The organism is Streptomyces sp. NPDC037273, assembly GCF_055603625.1.
This window is the reverse complement of sequence record NZ_JBVJVO010000008.1, coordinates 380,437-399,906: the sequence shown is the minus strand read 5'-3', so window position 1 is coordinate 399,906 and position 19,470 is coordinate 380,437. Positions and strand designations below refer to the sequence as shown.

14 protein-coding genes are annotated in these 19,470 nt (G+C 73.3%); 8 read left to right on the top strand and 6 right to left on the bottom strand.

What is annotated here, in order from left to right; translation table 11 throughout:
• Window positions 1-83: 83 nt before the first annotated feature.
• Window positions 84-518: a DUF3499 domain-containing protein gene (locus ACZ7G1_RS23425; protein ID WP_470877524.1), complete on the bottom strand. Its 435-nt coding sequence runs from the start codon at window positions 516-518 to the stop codon at window positions 84-86.
• Between the two features lie 299 nt (window positions 519-817).
• Here ACZ7G1_RS23425 and ACZ7G1_RS23420 point away from each other — a divergent pair, with 299 nt between their 5' ends.
• Window positions 818-1,285: a metallopeptidase family protein gene (locus ACZ7G1_RS23420; protein WP_470877525.1), complete on the top strand. Its 468-nt coding sequence runs from the start codon at window positions 818-820 to the stop codon at window positions 1,283-1,285.
• Between the two features lie 36 nt (window positions 1,286-1,321).
• Here ACZ7G1_RS23420 and ACZ7G1_RS23415 read toward each other — a convergent pair whose 3' ends face one another.
• From ACZ7G1_RS23415 to ACZ7G1_RS23405, 3 genes are all read right to left on the bottom strand, one after another.
• On the bottom strand, window positions 1,322-2,875 hold the full coding sequence (locus tag ACZ7G1_RS23415) for a DUF5719 family protein (protein ID WP_470877337.1): 1,554 nt from the start codon (window positions 2,873-2,875) through the stop codon (window positions 1,322-1,324).
• Complete coding sequence (locus ACZ7G1_RS23410; protein WP_470877338.1) at window positions 2,872-6,615, bottom strand: glycosyltransferase family 2 protein; 3,744 nt, start codon at window positions 6,613-6,615, stop codon at window positions 2,872-2,874. The genes ACZ7G1_RS23415 and ACZ7G1_RS23410 overlap by 4 nt, the downstream gene beginning before the upstream one ends.
• A gap of 251 nt (window positions 6,616-6,866) precedes the next feature.
• Entirely contained in the window at window positions 6,867-7,130 is a 264-nt protein-coding gene (locus ACZ7G1_RS23405; RefSeq protein ID WP_015033978.1) for a WhiB family transcriptional regulator, read from the bottom strand.
• Window positions 7,131-7,817: 687 nt separating this feature from the next.
• Here ACZ7G1_RS23405 and ACZ7G1_RS23400 point away from each other — a divergent pair.
• From ACZ7G1_RS23400 to ACZ7G1_RS23390, 3 genes are all read left to right on the top strand, one after another.
• A complete protein-coding gene (locus ACZ7G1_RS23400) occupies window positions 7,818-8,342 on the top strand; it encodes a cysteine dioxygenase (protein WP_470877339.1) in 525 nt (174 codons plus the stop codon).
• Between the two features lie 65 nt (window positions 8,343-8,407).
• The gene (gene cofD / locus ACZ7G1_RS23395; protein ID WP_470877340.1) at window positions 8,408-9,364 is read left to right on the top strand and encodes a 2-phospho-L-lactate transferase; all 957 of its coding nucleotides are present in this window, start codon (window positions 8,408-8,410) and stop codon (window positions 9,362-9,364) included.
• Window positions 9,361-10,680, top strand: coding sequence for a coenzyme F420-0:L-glutamate ligase (locus tag ACZ7G1_RS23390; RefSeq protein ID WP_470877341.1), 1,320 nt, complete (start codon window positions 9,361-9,363; stop codon window positions 10,678-10,680). Before cofD ends, ACZ7G1_RS23390 begins: the two co-directional genes overlap by 4 nt.
• Window positions 10,681-10,698: 18 nt before the next feature.
• Here the strand turns inward: ACZ7G1_RS23390 and ACZ7G1_RS23385 are convergent, their stop codons facing one another.
• Complete coding sequence (locus ACZ7G1_RS23385; RefSeq protein WP_470877342.1) at window positions 10,699-11,667, bottom strand: DNA-3-methyladenine glycosylase family protein; 969 nt, start codon at window positions 11,665-11,667, stop codon at window positions 10,699-10,701.
• Between the two features lie 49 nt (window positions 11,668-11,716).
• On the bottom strand, window positions 11,717-13,288 hold the full coding sequence (locus ACZ7G1_RS23380; RefSeq protein WP_470877343.1) for a peptidoglycan recognition protein family protein: 1,572 nt from the start codon (window positions 13,286-13,288) through the stop codon (window positions 11,717-11,719).
• A gap of 136 nt (window positions 13,289-13,424) precedes the next feature.
• Here ACZ7G1_RS23380 and ACZ7G1_RS23375 point away from each other — a divergent pair, with 136 nt between their 5' ends.
• The 4 genes from ACZ7G1_RS23375 (at window position 13,425) to ACZ7G1_RS23360 (ending at window position 19,398) form a co-directional block, all read left to right on the top strand.
• Window positions 13,425-14,177, top strand: a complete 753-nt coding sequence (locus tag ACZ7G1_RS23375; protein WP_470877344.1) for a TIGR03089 family protein — start codon at window positions 13,425-13,427, stop codon at window positions 14,175-14,177.
• Window positions 14,178-14,360: 183 nt separating this feature from the next.
• The gene (locus ACZ7G1_RS23370; protein ID WP_470877345.1) at window positions 14,361-15,599 is read left to right on the top strand and encodes an LCP family protein; all 1,239 of its coding nucleotides are present in this window, start codon (window positions 14,361-14,363) and stop codon (window positions 15,597-15,599) included.
• A gap of 260 nt (window positions 15,600-15,859) precedes the next feature.
• Complete coding sequence (locus ACZ7G1_RS23365; RefSeq protein ID WP_470877346.1) at window positions 15,860-17,575, top strand: LCP family protein; 1,716 nt, start codon at window positions 15,860-15,862, stop codon at window positions 17,573-17,575.
• 50 nt (window positions 17,576-17,625) lie between these two features.
• Entirely contained in the window at window positions 17,626-19,398 is a 1,773-nt protein-coding gene (locus ACZ7G1_RS23360; RefSeq protein ID WP_470877347.1) for an LCP family protein, read from the top strand.
• Window positions 19,399-19,470: the final 72 nt, after the last annotated feature.

Sequence of the window (19,470 nt, the reverse complement as noted above, 5' to 3'; positions counted from 1 at the left end):
GCCGGGAACCGGCCGGTGTCAGGGCTTGGACGGTCCGGGGGCGGCGGGGCCGGAATCCGGCCGCCGAGGGGGCACCGGGTGCGTCAGTTGTCCGGGGAGCGGAGGACGCGGAGGTGGCCGCGGCGGCCCACTTCCATGGGATCGCCGGGGCGGCCGCCGATGCCCTTGGCGCCGGATTCGGCGGCGCGTTCCTGGGGGCGGGCGGCCTCGCGGACCGCGTTGGCCAGGGCTTCGAGGTCGTCGCCGCTGGGCCGGGCGGGGGCGGAGGGATCGGTGAGCCGCACCACGTCCCAGCCGCGCGGGGCGGTGAGGCGCTCGCTGTGCTCGGCGCACAGGTCGTAGCAGTGGGGCTCGGCGTAGGTGGCGAGCGGGCCGAGGACCGCAGTCGAGTCGGCATAGACGTACGTCAGTGTCGCGACGGCAGGGCGGCCGCACGCGGTGCGCGAACAGCGACGTACAGGGCTCACGACGTTGGACGGTACCGCACTCTTGACCGGGCCGCGACGACTCTCCCTCAGGTCACTCCACCGTGTCGCGGTGTGACCTCCGCCACCGGCGTTCTCGCGGCGGCGGCTCTGACCTGCGCGGGAGGGATCACAGGGGGGTGCGGGCAGGGAGTGATCCGGACAGCGGGGGATACAAATCCGGTCAACCAGGGCCAGATGGCCGATCGTGACGGGCCGTGGAATCGGGCGGGGGGTTGGCCGGAATGTTCAGGTTTCGACAGCCGTGGTGGGGGTGGTACGGGGGCGCCTGGAGAGGGAGCGAGCCCGTCCCACGGTGCGCGGGGACCGATGAGGGTTACGCTGCGTCAGTGATGGACAGTCCTGTGCCGCCGAGCCCCTCGCAGCGCCCCACGGAACCCGCCGCCGGGCCCCCGGCGGAGCCTCGGGTCCGCCGCCGCGACCGGCACGGCCGCGGGATGCGGGGACCGGTCGCACCGCCGCAGGTCCCGCTCTCCGCGAGCCGCGCGGACACCTTCCGCGACCTGGTGCTCGATTCGGTGGAGCGCCTGGAGCGGCGCTGGCCGCAGCTGGCGGACGTCGACTTCATGGTCATGGAGGTGCCGCCGTCGGTGTCGGGCGAGACGGTGCCGCTGGGCGGTTCCCTGCCCGCAGAGAAGGACGAGCCCGCGAAGGTGGTCGTCTACCGGCGGCCGGTCGAGATCCGTTCGAAGAGCCGGGACGAGCGGGCGCTCCTGGTCCACGAGGTCGTCGTGGAGCAGGTCGCCGAGCTCCTGGGGCTCTCCCCCGAGTCGGTCGATCCCCGGTACGGGCAGGACTGAGGCCCTCGCGTCACCCGTACCGGGACCCGCCCGGCCTCAGTCCAGGACGCCGAGGTCCTGGTGGGCGGACGGGACCTCGACGGTGCCGCGGTCGTCGACGAGGGTCTGGACGGTGAACATCGGGATGCCGTCCTGGGGGACGGCGAGGGTGCGGGCCGCGTAGACCTTGCCGCCGGAGAGCGGTTCGACGGTGAGCGCGTAGGAGCCCTTGAGGCCCTGCGGGACGAGGTCGGTCAGGGCGGTGGTGGTACCCGCCTTGAGGGTGACCGTCCGGGAGACCGGGCTGCCGCCGCCGGAGCCGGCCGAGGCGGTGACCTTGACCTGGGCGGCGGCGCCGGGGGCCGTCAGGGAGAGCGTCGCGGCCTTGGCGCGGTTGTCGGCGACGGTGGCGCGGGCGGAGATGGCCGCGGTCGCCGGGATGAAGGCCACCTCGGCGTCGGCGCCCTTGCCGCGGACGACCCGGAGGGCGGCCACGATCGGGGTGGACTTCTTAGGGTCGCTCGGGCTGAGCACCAGGGAGGCCGCCTCGCCGCGGGTGAGGTCGGGCAGGTCGGCGGAGGCCGTCATCCCCGACTTCACGTGGAGGGAGCCGGCGCCGGCCGGGACGATCGTGCCGGACGTGGTGACCAGCTGGACCTTCAGGTCGGCGTCGTCGTCGCCGGGGGCGAAGGCGACGAGCCGTACGGAGGTGGCGTCGGCCGGGATGCCGGGGAGGACGGCGGTGCTCGCCGGGTCGGCCGCGGCGGCGATCCAGTCGCTGCCGAGCTTCTCGTCGGCGGAGCCGATGGCGGCGCCGACGCGTCCGCTGCGGGTGGTGACGTGCACGGTGACGTCGGGCTTGGCGCCTTCGCCGGTGAGGGTGGAGAGGAGGACCGGGACCGTGGAGTGGGCGGGGACCGGGATGCCCTCGGTGAACTGGGACTTCAGGGCGCCCTCGGGGCCGTACAGCTCGATGTCGGCGACGGCGGCCGTGTCGTCCGGGTTGGTGAGGTGGACGTAGTCCTGGCGCTCCTTCGCGGTGGAGGCCGCGGGGAACCAGAAGTCGGTGTCGGGGGCGCCGCAGGAGAGGCCGAGGAGGCCGCGCGCGCCGCCCGCCTCGACGACGGTGGTCTGCTGGACGGTCCAGCCGGGGGCGAGGGTGCCGGTGGCCGCGCCGGTGAGGGCGGGCGCGGCGGGGCCGTTCGCCTCGGCGGTGACGGGCTTGCCGGGGGTGGTGACGGTGGCGGGGGCCTTGGGGGCCTTGGGCTGCTTGCCGCCCTTGCTGCTGCCGCCCGCGGGGGTGGCGTTCGCGGCGGGGGCCAGCCGGGCGGTGGGCTGCTCGGCCTTGCCGGAGCCGGAGCCTGAGCCGGTGCTCGCGCCCGTGCCCGTGCTCTTGCCCGTGCTCGGTGGGGTGTACGAGGTGTAGAGGGTCTCGGCCACCTCGGAGGTGCTCGGGACCGGGCAGACCAGGCCGGCGCGCTCGACGGGCAGGCGGGTGGGGGCCTTCGCCTCGGGTGCGGCGGTGCCCGCCGGGGCGGTGAGGGCGGCGAAGCCGGTGACGGCGGCGAGGGCCGTGGCGCCCGCGATCAGGGAGAGGGTCGTGCGGTTCACTGGTTGCTGCTCCCGTCGGGACGCTGCTCGGTCTCGTGGCCCTGGGGGTGCCCGTAGCCGTAGCCGTACGGGTCGTACGCCTGCTGGTCGTACTGCTGGGGGTCGTACTGCTGCTGCTCGTAGCCCTGGCCGGGGTACTGCTGCTCGGCGTACTGCTGCTGTCCCGCGTAGCCCTGGTCGGGGTACGGCTGCTGCTCGTAGCCCTGCTGGGGGTACGCGTACGGCTGCTGCTGGTACGGGTCGGCCGCGTACTCCTGGTAGTAGCCCTGGTCGGCGTAGGGCTGGGCCGTCTGGGGCTGGGCGTGGGCGGGGTCGTGGCCGGGATCCCAGTCGGCGGGCTCGTGGGTCTGCTGCTCGGGGATCGCGGCGGGCTCGTGGTCCGGGGTCTCCGCGGACTCCGCCTCGGCTTCGGCGGCGGCGCGCAGGCGGCGGGCCCGGCGGCCGTCGCCGTCGATGGCCTGGGCGGGGATCGCGAGCTCCTCCTCGGGGAGGTCGTCGTCGATCTCGCGGCGGCGGCCGGGGAGGGCGAGGACGAGCAGGACGACGGCGAGGCCGGCCTGGGCCCAGATCCACGCGGTGTGGGTGAGCGGCTCGTCGTACGTGAGGTCGAGGCGGCCCGCCTGGGCGGGCAGCTGGAATCCCTGGGCCCAGCCGTCGACGGTGGTGCGGGGCAGTTCCTTGCCGTCGAGGGTGGCGGTCCAGCCGTCGGCGGCGCGGTCGGCGAGGCGCAGGACGCGGCCTTCGGGGCCGGCCGGGACGGTGGTGTGGGCCTCGACGGGTCCCGCGGCGACGGCGACCGGCTTGGCGGTGGTGTCGCCGGGCTTGGACGCGGTGTCCCCGGTCTTCGCGGGGGCGTCGCCGGTCTTCGCGGCGGGCGGGACGATCATGACGCGGGCGATCTCGCGGTCGACGCGCCAGAGCGCGCTGCCGTCGAGCTGGCTGAGGCGGCTGAGGCCGGGGGTGGCGTCGAGGACGCGGCTCACCTGGCGGGGTGCCCCGTCGCGGACGAGGACGTAGCGGATGGCGTAGCCGCTGAGCTCCTCCGTCTGGTCGGCACCGGAGCCGGCGACGAGGTGGGCGACGACCTGGTCGAGGCGCTGGTCGTCCTCGGCGGCGGCCGCGAGCTCGCCGTCGCCGAGACGGGCGCCCGAGCCGCGGACCAGGGTGTACGCGACCTCGCCGGGGGTGGTGCCGCCGAGGACGAGGGTGCGGGGCTGGTCGCGGGTGCCGCTCTCCTCGGCGACGAAGGCCGGGACCTGGACCGGGTCGCGGCGGGTCAGCGGGCCGTCGGCGCCGCCGATCATCCAGCCGGCGGCGGCGACGGCGGGGCCGAGGGCGCAGGCGAGGGCGATGAGGGCGGCGACGGGCTGGCGCCAGCCGAAGCCGTGGGCGGCGACGCGGGTCCGGCCGCCCTCGGCGCCGATCATGCCGGCGGCCAGGAGCGCGGCGCCGTAGACGAGGGTGGCGGGTCCGGCCCAGCCGGTGCCGCCGGCGCCGTTGGAGACGGCGGCGAAGAGGAGGCCGGCGAGGGCGGCGGCCCAGGCGGCGCGGACGGCGAACTGCCGGTCCTCGCGCAGCAGCCCGGCGAGGGCGGCGAGGACGAGGCCGATGAGCAGCAGGCCGCCGGTGGTGCCGGGGCCGCCGGGGCTGGTGCCGAGGAGGTCGAGCGCGCCCGCGGTGCCGGTGCGGACGTCGAGGCCGGCCTCGCGCAGGAAGGCGGAGGGGCCGGTCAGGAGGGAGAGCGACCAGGGGGCGAGGACGAGCAGCGGGGTGCCGACGGCGGCGAGGAAACGGAGCCCGTAGGCGGTGAGGTCGGTGCGGCGGACGGCGAGGACGCCGAGGCCGAGGAGGACGGCGATCGGCCACACGATCGGGGTGAACGCCATCGCGAAGGTGAGCAGGAAGGTGTACGCCCAGGTGGCGCGCCAGCTGCCGCGGTCGGGCCGGTTGAAGCCGTGGGCGGCGACGGCGGCGCGGGCGATCAGCGGGAGCAGGATCGCGAGGACGGCGGTGCCGAGGCGGCCGACGGCGAGGGCGCCGGTGGCGGCGGGCAGGAAGGCGTACGCGATGGCGGCCCAGGCCCGCAGCAGCCGGGACTCGACGATGCCGCGGGCGGCGAAGTACGCGGTGAAGCCGGCGAGCGGGACCGAGCAGACAAGGAGCAGGGTCAGCGCGGTGGAGGTGGAGCCGAGGAACAGGGCGGAGAGCGCGGCCAGGACGGCGAGGTAGGGCGGGGCGCTCTGGGTGCCGCCGGTGCCGAGGGCGTGCCAGGCGTCGGCGTACCGCGACCAGAGGCCGGAGACGGTGTCGGGGGCGGGCAGCAGGGCGCCGCCGGCCAGCGAGCCGCCGGCGAAGAGGTTGCGGCAGGCGACGAGGGAGATGAGGAGGAGCAGGGCGAAGAGGACGGGCCCGGGCTTGCGGGCGATCTTCTTGAGCCGGGCGAACTGCTCGATCTCCAGGTAGTCGGCGTCGTCACCGCCGGGTCCGGACTCGACGACGCCGTGGCGGGAGCCGGAATCGGCCTCGCCGCTGCCGAAGTTCGCGGTGAACTGCTCGGCGGCGGCGCGGACGGTGGCGCCGGGCGGCGGGAAGAGCGGGCGGAGTTCGCTCGCGGGGACGACGGGGTTCTTGCGGCGCTTGCGGGCGGCGAGGATCTTCTCCGGCCGCAGCAGGGTGGCGAAGAGGCCCATGACCTCGTCGACGGCCTGTCCGGGGACCTTGCCGACGAGGTAGGCGAGGGTGCGGAGGAGGGTGCTGACGACGAGTCGGATCAGGACGTACGGGAGGGCGGCGCCGCGGCTGTTGGCCAGCAGGGTGTAGACGGCGCCGGCCTTGTCGACCCGGTGCGGGGATGAGCTCATGCGCGCGAAGCGCGTCCGTGAGGGGTGGCGGTCGGGCGACGGGCGGGCGGTGCGGCCGGCGCAGTCGACGGTGCGGCGCTCGCGGGCGGAGGCCTCGGCGTGCCGCAGGACGGCGTCGGGGGCGATGAGGACGCGGTGGCCGGCGGAGTGGGCGCGCCAGCACAGGTCGACGTCGTCGCGCATGAGGGGCAGGCGGCGGTCGAAGCCGCCGAGCCCCTCGAAGACGTCGCGGCGGATCAGCATGCCGGCGGTGGAGACGGAGAGGACGGAGCGGATCTGGTCGTGCTGGCCCTGGTCCTGCTCGCGGCGGTCGAGTCCGGTCCAGCGGCGGCCGCTGCGGGCGATGGAGACGCCGGTCTCCAGGAGCTGCTTGCGGTCGTACCAGCCGCGCAGCTTGGGGCCGATGACGGCGGCGTCCGCGTCGGAGTCGGCGACGCGCAGGAGTTCGGCGAGGGCGCCGGGCTCGGGGGCGCAGTCGTCGTGGAGCAGCCAGAGCCACTGCACCGGTTCGCCGTGCGGGAGTTCGGGGAGTTCGTACGCGTCGTCGTTCCAGGTCCGGCTGACGGGGTCCCAGCCGCTGGGGCGCTTGAGGTAGGGCAGGTCCTCGGGTCCGAGTACGGGTGCGGTGCGGGCCGCTTCCTCGACGGCGGTGCCGAAGCCGGTGCGGCGGGCGAGGTGCAGGACGCGGTCGTCGCCGATGGCGTCGGCGACGAGCTGCGCCGAGTCGTCGGCGCTGCCGGTGTCGGCCGCGATCACGTTCTGCACGGGCCGCTCCTGCGCGAGCAGCCCGGCGAGGGCGTCGGGCAGCCAGCGGGCGCCGTCGTGGGTGACGAGCACGGCGGTGACGACGTGTCGCGGAAACTCAGGAGTCGAGGACATCGAGCTACGGGCCCTCCGGCCGGGGTCGCCCGCGAAGGGCGTGGGGTGCGTCTCGGACGGAGGCCCACACTAACGGCTGCGCGCGGGGCGGTCCGCCCCTGTGGACGACCGCTGTGGACGAGGCCTGTGGACAGAGCACGCAGAACGGTCCGCCGCCTGTGGATGGAGCACAGGGGGCGGACCGTTCGCCGTGTCGTGGTGCGCGCGCCGTGGCGCGGGGGGCCCGGACGGGGTCCGGGGCGGGGTGCCGCTCAGACGGCGGCCTTCTTCAGGCGTCGGCGCTCGCGCTCGGAGAGGCCGCCCCAGATGCCGAAGCGTTCGTCGTTCTGCAGGGCGTATTCGAGGCATTCGGAGCGGACCTCGCAGGCGAGGCAGACCTTCTTGGCCTCGCGGGTCGAGCCGCCCTTCTCGGGGAAGAAGGACTCGGGATCGGTCTGGGCGCACAGCGCGCGCTCCTGCCAGCCGAGTTCCTCGTCCGCGTCCTCGACCAGCAGTTCCTGGAACAACTCGGTCATGTGCGCCCCTCGTCTGTTCTGTGCGTCCCCGTGGTGTTGCCGTTGCGAACCCGGCCGAACGACACGAGTGAAATTACAAGTTTGTGCTCTGTGCGAGTCAAGCGGAGATCTGCTATTGGGCCCCGTATTCACTCTGCGGAACCAAGCCTATGCGGAAAGTGTTCAAATCACCAAAAAACGTGACACATGCCACCGGCTTGGCCGTGCGGCACGCCCCTCACAGGGAAGGACGTCCGAGACTTGGATCTTGTTGCGATCCAGCCATGGAAGCGACCCGGATCACATTCCGGTCACGGAGGGTGATCATCGGCCGGAGCCGATCTCGCGGGCGCCGTCATGTTTACGGGCACGGCTGATGCGCCATCTGTCCTGGTCCGCGCCTGAACAAACCTTTCTCCGGGCACTGTAACCGGATGAGGTGAAACATTGCCGCCAAATCGGGCATTGAGTTGACAGTCGGGTGCCCTTGCCGCCACCTTTGGTGGCATGCCAGCGACCACAGCGCCCGCCGCGACCCACGCCCGTGGGTTCCGCCGCGCTGTCCAGGCGCGCTGTTGCTGTTGTTGTTCCAGCTGTTGATGCCGTAGAGCTCCAGCTTCTTCTCCCAGCGTCACCCTGCGTCACTCGCGTCACGTCTTCCCGTGACCCCCCACCGCTTCTGTTTCTGCTGAGGAACCTCCCCACCCCATGAACATGGACAGCGACCTTCAGATCGCCGGCGACATCCTCGAGGTCCCGCACCTCCTCCAGCCCGAGCGTGCGCACCCCGTCACCGTGGCCGAGTTCGCCGGCCTCGCGCGCTCGATCGCCGACGACCGCTCCCAGTGGGCGCCCTACGTCGAGTACGACGCCACCACCCGCTGGTACCACCGGCTGCGCACCGGCCCCGGCTACGAGGTGTGGCTGCTCTCCTGGGTGCCCGGCCAGGGCAGCGGGCTCCACGACCACGGCCTCTCCTCCGGCGTCCTCACCGTCCTGGAGGGCGAGTTGACGGAGCGTACGGACCGGGGCGTACGGAAGCTCACCGGGGGCTCGCAGCAGGTCTTCGCGCCCGGGTACGTCCACGAGGTCGTCAACGGCTCGCTCGAACCGGCCGTGAGCCTGCACGTCTACTTCCCCGGCCTGACGGAGATGCCGATGCACGAGTCGCTCCAGGCCCAGTGCTCTCCGGCCACTCTCGCCCCGGAAGCCCCCAGGATGATCGTGGCCTGACAGTCCCGCCCGTCGCCCGACCACCACCCCTCATACGATCAGCCTTCGGCTGACAGACTGTCCGCATGCGCATTGTGGTTCTGGCCGGTGGTATCGGTGGTGCTCGTTTCCTTCGCGGCCTCAAGCGGGCCGTGCCGGACGCGGAGATCACGGTCATCGGCAACACCGGTGACGACATTCATCTCTTCGGGCTGAAGGTGTGCCCCGACCTGGACACGGTGATGTACACCCTCGGCGGTGGCATCAACGAGGAACAGGGCTGGGGCCGCCTCGACGAGGCCTTCACCGTCAAGGAGGAGCTCGCCGCGTACGGCGTCGGACCCGAGTGGTTCGGCCTGGGCGACCGCGACTTCGCGACGCACATCGTCCGTACGCAGATGCTCGGCGCGGGCTACCCGCTGAGCGCCGTCACCGAGGCGCTGTGCGCCCGCTGGCAGCCCGGCGTACGCCTCCTCCCCATGTCCGACGACCGCGTCGAGACCCATGTGGCGATCGAGGTGGACGGCGAGCAGCGTGCGGTGCACTTCCAGGAGTACTGGGTGAAGCTGCGGGCCTCCGTGGACGCGAAGGCGATCGTGCCGGTCGGCGCGGAGACCGCGAAGCCCGCGCCGGGCGTCCTCGACGCCATCGCCGCGGCGGACGTCATCCTCTTTCCGCCGTCCAACCCGGTCGTGAGCGTCGGGACGATCCTCGCCGTGCCCGGCATCCGCGAGGCCGTCGTCGCCGCCGGGGCGCCGGTCGTGGGCCTCTCCCCCATCGTCGGCGACGCGCCCGTGCGCGGCATGGCCGACAAGGTGCTCGCCGCGGTCGGCGTCGAGTCCACGGCCGCCGCGGTGGCCCGGCACTACGGATCCGAGCTCGTCGACGGCTGGCTCGTCGACACCGTCGACGCCGGTGCCGTGCCGGACGTCGAGGCGGCGGGCATCCGCTGCCGCGCCGTACCGCTGATGATGACCGACGTCGACGCCACCGCCGAGATGGCCCGCGAGGCCCTGCGGCTCGCCGAGGAGGTACGCGCGTGAGCGCCGTTTCCGCGTCCCAGTCCCCGTCCTACCGGGTGTGGGCCCTGCCCGGGCTGCCCGAGGTGGCCGGCGGGGACGACCTCGCGAAGCTGATCGCCTCCGTGTCGCCCGAACTCGCCGACGGTGACGTCCTCCTCGTCACGTCGAAGATCGTCAGCAAGGCGGAGGGGCGGGTGATCGCCGCCGACGACCGCGAGGAGGCCATCGACGCCGAGACGGTACGGGTGGTGGCGCGGCGCGGCACGCTCCGGATCGTCGAGAACCGGCAGGGGCTCGTCATGGCCGCGGCCGGCGTCGACGCCTCCAACACCCCTTCCGGAACCGTCCTCCTGCTGCCCGAGGACCCCGACGCCTCCGCCCGCCGCATCCGCACCGGCCTGCGCGAGGCCCTCGGCGTCGACGTCGGCGTCGTCATCACCGACACCTTCGGCCGGCCCTGGCGCTCCGGCCTCACCGACGTCGCCATCGGCGCGGCCGGCGTCCGGGTCCTCGACGACCTCCGCGGCGGCACCGACGCCCACGGCAACCCGCTCAGCGCCACGATCGTCGCCACCGCCGACGAACTCGCGGCCGCCGGCGACCTCGTGAAGGGCAAGGCCGCCGGCCTCCCCGTCGCCGTCGTCCGCGGTCTCCCCCACGTCGTCGCCGACGACGAGGAGCCGGGTGCCCGGGCCCTGGTGCGCGGCGCCGCCGACGACATGTTCCGGCTCGGCACCTCGGAGGCCGTACGGGAGGCGCTCACGCTGCGCCGGACCGTGCGCGAGTTCACCGACGCGCCCGTCGACCCCGGCTCGGTGCGCCGGGCCGTCGCCGCCGCCGTCACCGCGCCGGCCCCGCACCACACCACCCCGTGGCGTTTCGTCCTCCTCGAATCGCCGGAGTCGCGGCTGCGTCTCCTCGACGCCATGCGGGACGCGTGGATCGCGGACCTGCGCCGTGACGGGAAGTCCGAGGAGTCCATCGCCAAGCGCGTCCGCCGTGGTGACGTCCTGCGCAACGCGCCGTACCTCGCCGTCCCCTGCCTGGTCATGGACGGCTCCCACCACTACGGCGATCCCCGCCGGGACGCCGCCGAGCGCGAGATGTTCCTGGTCGCCGCCGGTGCCGGCGTGCAGAACTTCCTGGTCGCCCTCGCCGGCGAGCGCCTCGGCTCCGCCTGGGTCTCCTCCACCATGTTCTGCCGCGAGGTCGTCCGCGAGGTCCTCTCGCTCCCCGAGTCCTGGGACCCGCTCGGCGCCGTGGCCATCGGCCACGCCGCGACGGCCCCGAAGGACCGGCCGGAGCGGACGGCCGGGGGGTTCATCGAGGTGCGCTGAGGCGGGCGCGGCCGGTGGTCAGAGGTGCGCGATGTCGCCCGGGGTCATCCGGGGGGCGCGGCGGGGCGGGACGCGGCCGCTGAGGAGGATGAGGCGAGCCGCGCGGTGGCGCTGGCCCGCGTACGGCTCCAGGAGGCCGAGCATCGCCGCGTCGTCGGCGGTGCGGTCGCCCGCGAGGGCCCAGCCGACGATGCCCGGGAGGTGCAGATCGCCGGTGGTGACCTCGTCGGCGGCGCCGTTGCTGCGCTGGATCGTCTCGGCGCTCGTCCACGGGCCGATGCCGGGGATCAGCTCAAGGCGGGCGCGTGCGTCCGGCGGGTCCATCAGCACCGCTTCCTCCAGCCGGGCCGCCACCCTGGCCGCGCGGACGATCGTGGCGGAACGTTTCCCGTCGACGTTCGCGCGGTGCCACTCCCAGGAGGGGATCTGGGTCCACGTACGGGCGTCGGGCATCGCGTACATGCCGTCGGGGGCGGGTCCGGGAGCCGGGTCGCCGTACTTCCGTACGAGTACGCGCCAGGCGCCGTAGGCCTCGTGCGTCGTCACCTTCTGTTCCAGGACCGAGGGGATCAGCGACTCCAGGACCAGACCCGTACGCGTCAGGCGCAGCCCGGGGCGGCGGCGGTGGGTCGCGAGGAGCAGCTTGTGGCGCGGGACGAACGCCGCCGGGTCGTCCTCGGCCCCGAGGAGCGCCGGCAGCGTCTCCCGCAGCCAGCCCGCCCCCGGCCCCCACGCCTCCGCCTCGATCCGTCCCCCCACCGCGCGGACCCGCAGGGTTCCCGGGCCGTCCGGCGTGCGCGTCGCCCTCCAAAACGAGCCGTCGGGCGTCGTGCGGAAGGTCGGGTCGGCCGGGCCGCGGCGCAGCGGGCCGAGCGTGAGCGCGAGGTCCAGGTCCTGGCCGTCGGCCGGTGCGTGGCTGTGCGTGAGGGGGATGTCGCCGCCGCGGACGGTGGTGCGGGTGGGTCGTGGTGTGAAGCGGCCGGCCATGGTTCGAGGGTAGCGGGGGCCGGGCTCTCGGGGCGGGGCGTGGGTGGGGTCAGCGGCGGCCCTGGTACTTGGCGGAGGTGGTGCGGGCGGTGGAGAGCTTGTTGTAGAGGCGGAGGCCGGGGCATTCGGTGGCGAAGCCGTCGCGGTGGCCGGCGATGGCGTTGAAGCGGACGGTCTTGCCCTTGCGGTAGCGGTTGCCGCCGCCGGAGACGAGGTAGGCGGGGGCCTTGGGGTTGACGCCGTGCAGGCCGAGCTTCCAGGCGGTGAGGCGGGCGACGGCGGTGAGGGCGGCGGCGGGCGGGTTGCTGCGGCTGTAGGTGCCGAGGACGGCGATGCCCATGCTGTTGGTGTTGAAGCCGAGGGTGTGGGCGCCGAGGACCGGCTTGGCCACGCCGCCCGCGCGGCCCTCGTAGATGTTGCCGCACTTGTCGACCGCGAAGTTGTATCCGAAGTCCCGCCAGCCGCTGCTCTTCACGTGGTAGCGGTAGATGCCGCGCAGGACGGCGGGGGCCTGGCGGCAGCTGTAGTTGTTGCCGGTGGCGCTGTGGTGCACGAACGCGGCCTTGATCGTCTTCGTGTACACGAAGCCCTTCTCCCGGAGCCGCTCGTCCGCCCCCCAGCCCTTGCGGGTGATGATCTTGGGGCGGGGGCCGATGAACGGCTTCGCCGCCGCGTTCGCCGCGGGCGCCTTCCCGGCCAGGGGGCGCCCGAGCGGCGGGCGGGGCGGGAGCTGCCGGACCGTGAGCTCCGTCTTCTCCTTCGACAGGGCCGGGATCCAGCCCGCCCCGAACGCCGCCAGCTGGGAGTTGACCGCGCTGGCCGCCGCCTCGGGGGCGCTCAGGGCGGCCGCGATGGCCGGGGCGGCCGGGGTCTCCGGGGCGGCGGCGGTGTCCGGGACGGCCGGGGCCGCGGCCGTACGGCTCCACGGGTCCGCCGGGTCCTGCGGGGCGGGCGGGGCCGGCGGGGCCTCGCCCGGGTCCACGAGTTCGAGGCGGAGGCCGGTGGGGAGGGGCTCCTCGCCCCGTACGCGGATCTCGACGCCGTCCGAGTCGCCGACCCAGAGGGGGGCGGTGGAGCCGCGGAGCGCGCGGGTGGTGCCTTCGGCGGTGTCGGGGTCGGCGCCGTGTTCCTCGTTGTGGGTCTCGACGTCCTGCCAGGGCGACCAGGCGGAGCCGCCGGTGGCCCGGGTGCGAACCTGAACGGTGCCGTGCAGGGGGGCGGCCGGATCGTCCCAGACGACGCCCACCAGCGAGAAGGGCCTGACGTCGCGCCGGGTGAGTCCCTGTTCGTCCGCGCCGGCCGGCCCGTCGCCCAGCGCCCGGGTGGCACCGGCCGGCGGGCCGAGCGGCAGGGACTGGGTGGAGCCCGGCAGTTCGGGCGCGGGGGGCAGGGCGGGCGTCGTGGTGCCCTCGCGCGCTGGGGCCGGGGCCGTCGACGGCAGGGCGGGCGTCGTGGCGTCCCCGCCCGTTCCGGCGGGGGCCGTCGACGGCAGCGCGGAGACCGCCTTGGGGAGCTCGGGTGCCGCGAGGGCCGTGGCCGCGGCGGGGGCGGCGAGGGAGACCGGCAGGGCGAGCACCGCCGCGCAGGTGACGGCGATCGAGGAGGCGAGTGAGGCACGCATAGGCCGATCGTGCGGAGGGCGGGGAGGTTCCGCGCGCCGGGAACCCGTCCGGAAACTGACGGGGCGTCGGGCCGACCGGTGGACGGCGTCACCGGTACGGCGGACCCGGCGCGCCCGTCCGCGTACGCTGTCCGGCGTGAACGCCAGCGACCGCACCCCCGCCGACCTGCTGCGATCCGCGCTCGCCGCGGATCCGGGCCGCCCCTTGATCACTTTCTACGACGACGCCACCGGTGAGCGCGTGGAATTGTCCGTCGCCACCTTCGCCAATTGGGTGGCCAAGACCGCGAACCTGCTCCAGGGCGAGCTGTCCGCCGCCCCGGGCGACCGGCTCGCGCTGCTGCTCCCCGCGCACTGGCAGACGGCCGTCTGGCTGCTGGCCTGCTCGTCCGTCGGGGTGACCGCGGAGCTCGGCGGCGACCCCTCGGACGCCGACGTGGTGGTCGCGGGTCCGGACACCCTGGAGGCGGGTCTCGCCTGTTCCGGGGAGCGGATCGCGCTCTCCCTGGCCCCGCTGGGCCGCCGCTTCCCCGCCGCGCCCGCCGGGTACGCGGACTACGCGGTCGAGGTGCCGAGCCAGGGCGACCGCTTCGCCCCGTTCGTGCCGGTCGATCCGGAGGCCGCGGCCCTCGTCGTCGACGGTACGGAACTCAGCGCCGCCCAGCTCGTCGAGCGGGCCCGCACGGACGCCGCCGCCCTCGGCCTCGCCCCGGGCTCCCGCCTCCTCTCCGGCCTCGACTACACCGACTGGCAGGGCCTCTCCTCCGGTCTCTACGCCCCGCTCGCCTCCGGCGCCTCCGTCGTCCTCTGCCGCCATCTGGACCGGCTCGGCGGCGAGGCCCTGGAGAAGCGCGTGGAGAGCGAGCGGGTCACCCACACCTCGCGCTGACGGCGCAGACACGTTTGGCCTAGCACCGCGCCCTGTTCCCGGGTGCCCGCGCCGAGTCCGGTACATGATCGGCCGGGGGGAGTCGACTCCTTCCGCAGAACCATGTGTCGGGCTCGGCCGTCTCCTTCCACGACCGGTGGCCGCCCGGCGCGCCGCCGACGCCATGAAGGACGGGACCCAGACGTGACGGACCGCGCAGGCACGCCCGCCGAACCGGACCCGGCGGCAGCGGAGGACACAGAGGACGGGACGGCTTCCGGCGCGCCGGAGGAGCCGCCGCGCAAGCGGCACTGGCTGCGGTGGACGGCGCTCGGCGTCTCGGTGGTGGTGCTGGCCGCGGCCGGGGTGGGGTGGTGGTTCTACCGGAAGCTCGACGGCAACATCACGACGGACACCACGGCCGCCGACGAGCTGCGGAGGTACGAGAAGGAGCGGCCGCCCGCGGGCACCTCGACGGCCCGGAACATCCTGCTCATCGGTTCGGACACGCGGGCCGGCGCGGGGAACACGAAGTACGGCCGGGACAAGGGCACCCAGCGTTCCGACACGACGATCCTGCTGCACCTGTCGGCGGGGAACGCGAGCGCGACCGCCGTGTCCCTGCCCCGCGACCTGATGGTGACGATCCCCAGCTGCCGCAAGCCGGACGGGACCCGCACCCGCGAGCAGTTCGCGCAGTTCAACTGGGCGTTCGAGTTCGGCGGTACGGCGTGCACGATCCGTACGGTCGAGAAGTTGACCGGGATCCGGGTGGATCACCACATGGTGATCGACTTCCGGGGCTTCAAGAAGATGGTGGACGCCGTGGACGGCGTGGAGATCTGCCTCAAGGAGCCCGTGAACGACGCCGACGCCCACCTGAAGCTGCCCGCGGGCCGCCAGACGCTCCACGGCGAGCAGGCGCTCGGCTTCGTGCGGGCGCGGAAGTCCATCGGCAACGGCAGCGACACCGAACGCATGGACCGCCAGCAGCAGTTCCTCGGCGCGCTCGTCAACAAGGTGCAGAGCGACGGGGTGCTGCTCAACCCGACGAAGCTCTACCCGGTCCTCGACGCGGCGACCAAGGCGATCACCACGGACCCGGGGCTCGACTCGCTGCGGGACCTGTACGACCTGGCGCGCGCGATGCGGTCCGTACCGACGGAGAAGGTGCAGTTCCTCACGGTGCCCCGGCGTTCGTACACATACGACGCGAACCGTGACGAACTGGTGCAGCCGGCGGCGAGTCAGCTCTTCAAGCAGCTGCGGGAGGACCGGCCCGTCGTGGTGGCGCCGAGCCCCGAGGACGGAAAGACGGACGGGAACACGGGCGGGAACACGGGCGGCGACACGGACGGCAAGCCCGACGACGCCGACGCGCAGGCGCCCTCGCCGACGCCCACCTTCACGGGGCGGAACGCGGCGGAGGCGGTGTGCGCGTAGCGGTGCCGGAAGGGGTCGGCGAGTAAAGGGCTACTCAAGGGGAGGGTGGGGAGCGATGAGGTTTGGGCAAATTGTCCGGTTGTAAGCGGCGTGGAATTTGTCACGGACGTCGCCCCACGCTGAACTGGGCGGATAGTGTGACGCGATCCGGTGCACCCCGACCATGTGGTCGTCGCACTCACCAAGGATCGAACGACCGAGAGAGCGGCGCCCTGTGGGGGAGGCGCCTCGCGTGGCACCGACGGAGGATTCGAGTAACCGTGGACGCGCACAGCCGTGGACGGGCGGACGAGATCGACCCCGCCGACCAGTGGGTTCTCAACCCGCAGACGGGCAACTACGAACTGCGACTGGACCGCTCCGCTGGGCAGCCGCAGGCCCCCGCCCACACCCGCAGACCCTCCCCCGCCACACCCGCGCCGACCGAGGCACCCGTCCCCGGCCAGCGCCGCCGCCGCGCCCCGGAACAGTCCGGAACCGGCCAGATCCCCTCCCAGGGCCGCCGCAAGCGCAAACAGGGCGCCTCCCGCAAGAAGAAGGTCCTCCTGTGGACCGGCGGCACCATGGCGTTCGTCCTGGTGGGCGGCGCGGCCGGCGCGTACGCCCTGTACAAGAAGCTCGACGGCAACCTCGACGTCGTCGAGGTCGTCGGCAAGAACGCCAGCGAGGGCTTCGCCAAGGGCAAGGCCTTCAACATCCTGATCATCGGCACCGACAAGCGCACCGGCGAGGGCAACGCGGGCTACGGCGACAAGAACAGTCCCGGCCACGCCGACACCACGATCCTCTTCCACGTCTCCAAGGACCGGACGAACGCCACCGCGCTCTCCATCCCGCGCGACATGAAGACGAACATCCCCGAGTGCGAGACGCGCCAGCCCGACAAGAGCATCAAGACGATCCCGGCCGAGCAGGACGTCCGCTTCAACGTGAGCCTCGGCCAGAACGGCCGTGACGCCGGTTGCGTCATGCGCACGGTCAAGGAGCTGACCGGCGTCGAGGTCGACCACTTCATGATGGCGGACTTCAACGCCGTCAAGGAGATGACGACGGCCATCGGCGGCGTGAAGGTCTGCGTCGAGAAGCCGGTGAACGACTCGAAGTCCCATCTGAAGCTGCCCGCCGGCGAGTCCGTCATCCAGGGCGAGCAGGCCCTCGCCTTCGTCCGCACCCGGCACAGCTTCGGCAACGAGAGCGACCTCGACCGCATCAAGGTCCAGCAGCAGTTCCTCAGCTCGATGATCCGCCAGATGAAGTCGGACGACACGCTGACGGACCCGGGCAAGCTCCTCGACCTCGCCAACGCGGCGACGAGCGCGCTCACCGTCGACTCCGGCATAGGCTCACTCACCAAGCTGCAGGACCTGGCCGGCGAGCTGTCCTCGATCGACACCAAGAACATCGCGTTCACGACCCTGCCGGTCATCGACAACCCCGCCGAGAAGATCAGGGCGACGGTCGTCCCCGACCCGGTCAAGGCACCGCAGCTGTTCGCGATGCTGCAGTCCGACACCTCGCTCACCGAGGTGAAGAAGCAGCAGCAGGAAGCCAAGAACGCCCAGTCGCAGGCGCAGGCCGCGCTCCTCAAGGGCGCGCGGTCCACCGCCGCCGAGGTGCGCGTCGACGTCTACAACGGCAGCGGCGTCCGCGGCGCGGCCCAGTCGACCATCAACTGGCTGCAGAACGAGCAGGGGGTGACCCGCTCGACGAACCGGAGCAACGCCCCCGAGAAGGCGGCGAAGACCACGCTCACGTACGCACCGAACCAGGCCGATCAGGCCCGCAAGCTCGCGGACATGATGGGCCTGCCCGCCTCGGCTCTCAAGCCGGGCACACAGGACGCCGGGGTACGCGAGCCCATGACGCTCGTCCTCGGCGCCGACTTCAAGGGCGCGGGGGTGCCCGTCACCGGACCGGCAAAGGCGCCGAAGGATCTGGAGAAGGTAGCAGCTGACAAGCAGGTGTGCGCCAAGTAGACCGGAGACACCGGGACTTGGCGCACTCCTGACTGACGAGGGGACCTGGGGTGGGACAGAACAGCGTGCGTGGGGAGGGAACGCGGAAAAGCGTTCCGCGCGCCCGAGAACTGGGCTGGGACGACGACCTGTACGGCGCCGGTGAAGCCACCGGCGCGGGCGGGCGCGCTCCCGAGGAGGCGGCGCCCGACGCCGACGCTCCCGCGTCGGGCCGCGCCTCGCGCCGGCGCGGCGACGGTGGCGGCGGTACGGGCCCCGGCGGACGTGCCGCGGCCCGCCGGCGCGCCAAGAAGACCGGCAAACGCAAGGTGCTGCGCTGGACGGCCATCACCCTGTCGCTGCTGATACTCGGCACGGCCGGCGCCGGATATCTGTATTACGAGCATCTCAACGGCAACATCCGCGGCGGCGCACGGGCCGGCGGCGACAGCGGCGTGAAGAAGGCCCCGCCGAACGCGCTGGGCGACACCCCGCTGAACATCCTGCTGATCGGCTCCGACAGCCGCGCGGACGCGAAGAACGTGGCCCTGGGCGGCGGCAAGAACCTCAGGGAGAACAAGCCGCTGGCCGATGTGCAGATGCTGCTGCACGTCTCGGCCGACCGCAAGAACGCCTCGGTGGTCTCCATCCCGCGCGACACGGTCGTGCCCATCCCCGAGTGCAAGTCCGAGGACGGCAAGGAGACCTTCCAGGCCACCACCAACCGGCCCATCAACGAGACGCTGGGCCGTGGCGGCCCCGGCTGCACCCTCACCACCTGGGAGAGCCTCACCGGGGTCTACGTCGACCACTGGATCATGGTCGACTTCGCCGGTGTGGTGGCCATGGCCGACGAGGTCGGCGGCGTCCCGGTCTGTGTGAACCCCGGTGTCAGCGACCATCCGACACGGCTCCAGCCGGGCGGTTCGGGCCTGAAGCTGCCCCCGGGCACGACCGAGGTCAAGGGCAAGCAGGCGCTCCAGTGGCTGCGTACCCGGCACGCCTTCGGCAGCGACCAGAACCGGGCCAAGGCCCAGCACATGTACATGAACGGCATGGTCGAGAAGCTCCAGAACCAGAACGCCTGGACCGACACCGGCCGCCTCACGGGCCTGGCGGAGACCGCCACCAGCGCACTCCAGGTCTCCGACGAGATCAAGTCGGTCAAGGGGCTCTTCGACCTGGCCATGCAGCTCAAGAACGTGAAGCTGGACCGCCTCACCACGGCGAACATCCCGACGGCCGAGTGGTCGCAGGACAAGAACAAGAACGTCCTGGTCCAGAAGTCGGCGGACAAGATGTTCGCGATGCTCCGCGACGACATCGCCTTCGACAAGAACGGCGACCCGGCCGGCACCAAGCCGAAGCCGAGCTCGTCCGCCAAGCCGAAGGCCACCGCCGAGGCGCCCGGTTCGCTGGCGGTCGCGGTCGTCAACGGCACCGGAAGCGACGCCCAGCCCGCCGCCGAGGGCCGTGCCCGCGCCGTCACCGAGCTCCTCCAGGGCAAGGGCTTCACGCAGGCCGAGTCCTCCAAGGAGGGCGCGAGCCGGCCGGACACCGTGGTCACCTACCCGAAGGCCGACGGAGACCAGGGCAAGGCGAACGCCCAGTCCGTCGCCAAGGCGCTCGGGCTGCCCGAGTCGGCCGCCCGGGCCGACGCGAAGGCCACCGGCCTCACGCTCGTCGTCGGCGCCGACTGGCGCGAGGGCACCGTCTACAAGAAGCCGGCCGCCGAGGCCGGTGACATCCCGGACGGCGCGGAGGTCCTGCGGGGCAACGACAAGGGCTGCATGCAGGTCTTCTCGCCCTACAAGTGGGACGGGAAGAGCGCGCGTACCTACTGACGCGCGTACCCGCGGACACGACCGACGGCCGGGCCCCTGAGGGTCCGGCCGTCGTCGTGTGCGCGGAGGGCG

What these genes read in the sequence shown, in the direction of transcription:
- ACZ7G1_RS23380 (WP_470877343.1), bottom strand. Translation starts at nt 13,288, where the DNA reads ATGCGTGCCTCACTCGCCTCCTCGATCGCCGTCACCTGCGCGGCGGTG.
- ACZ7G1_RS23410 (WP_470877338.1), bottom strand. Translation starts at nt 6,615, where the DNA reads ATGTCCTCGACTCCTGAGTTTCCGCGACACGTCGTCACCGCCGTGCTC.
- ACZ7G1_RS23420 (WP_470877525.1), top strand. Translation starts at nt 818, where the DNA reads ATGGACAGTCCTGTGCCGCCGAGCCCCTCGCAGCGCCCCACGGAACCC.
- cofD (WP_470877340.1), top strand. Translation starts at nt 8,408, where the DNA reads ATGCGCATTGTGGTTCTGGCCGGTGGTATCGGTGGTGCTCGTTTCCTT.
- ACZ7G1_RS23400 (WP_470877339.1), top strand. Translation starts at nt 7,818, where the DNA reads ATGAACATGGACAGCGACCTTCAGATCGCCGGCGACATCCTCGAGGTC.
- ACZ7G1_RS23405 (WP_015033978.1), bottom strand. Translation starts at nt 7,130, where the DNA reads ATGACCGAGTTGTTCCAGGAACTGCTGGTCGAGGACGCGGACGAGGAA.
- ACZ7G1_RS23385 (WP_470877342.1), bottom strand. Translation starts at nt 11,667, where the DNA reads ATGGCCGGCCGCTTCACACCACGACCCACCCGCACCACCGTCCGCGGC.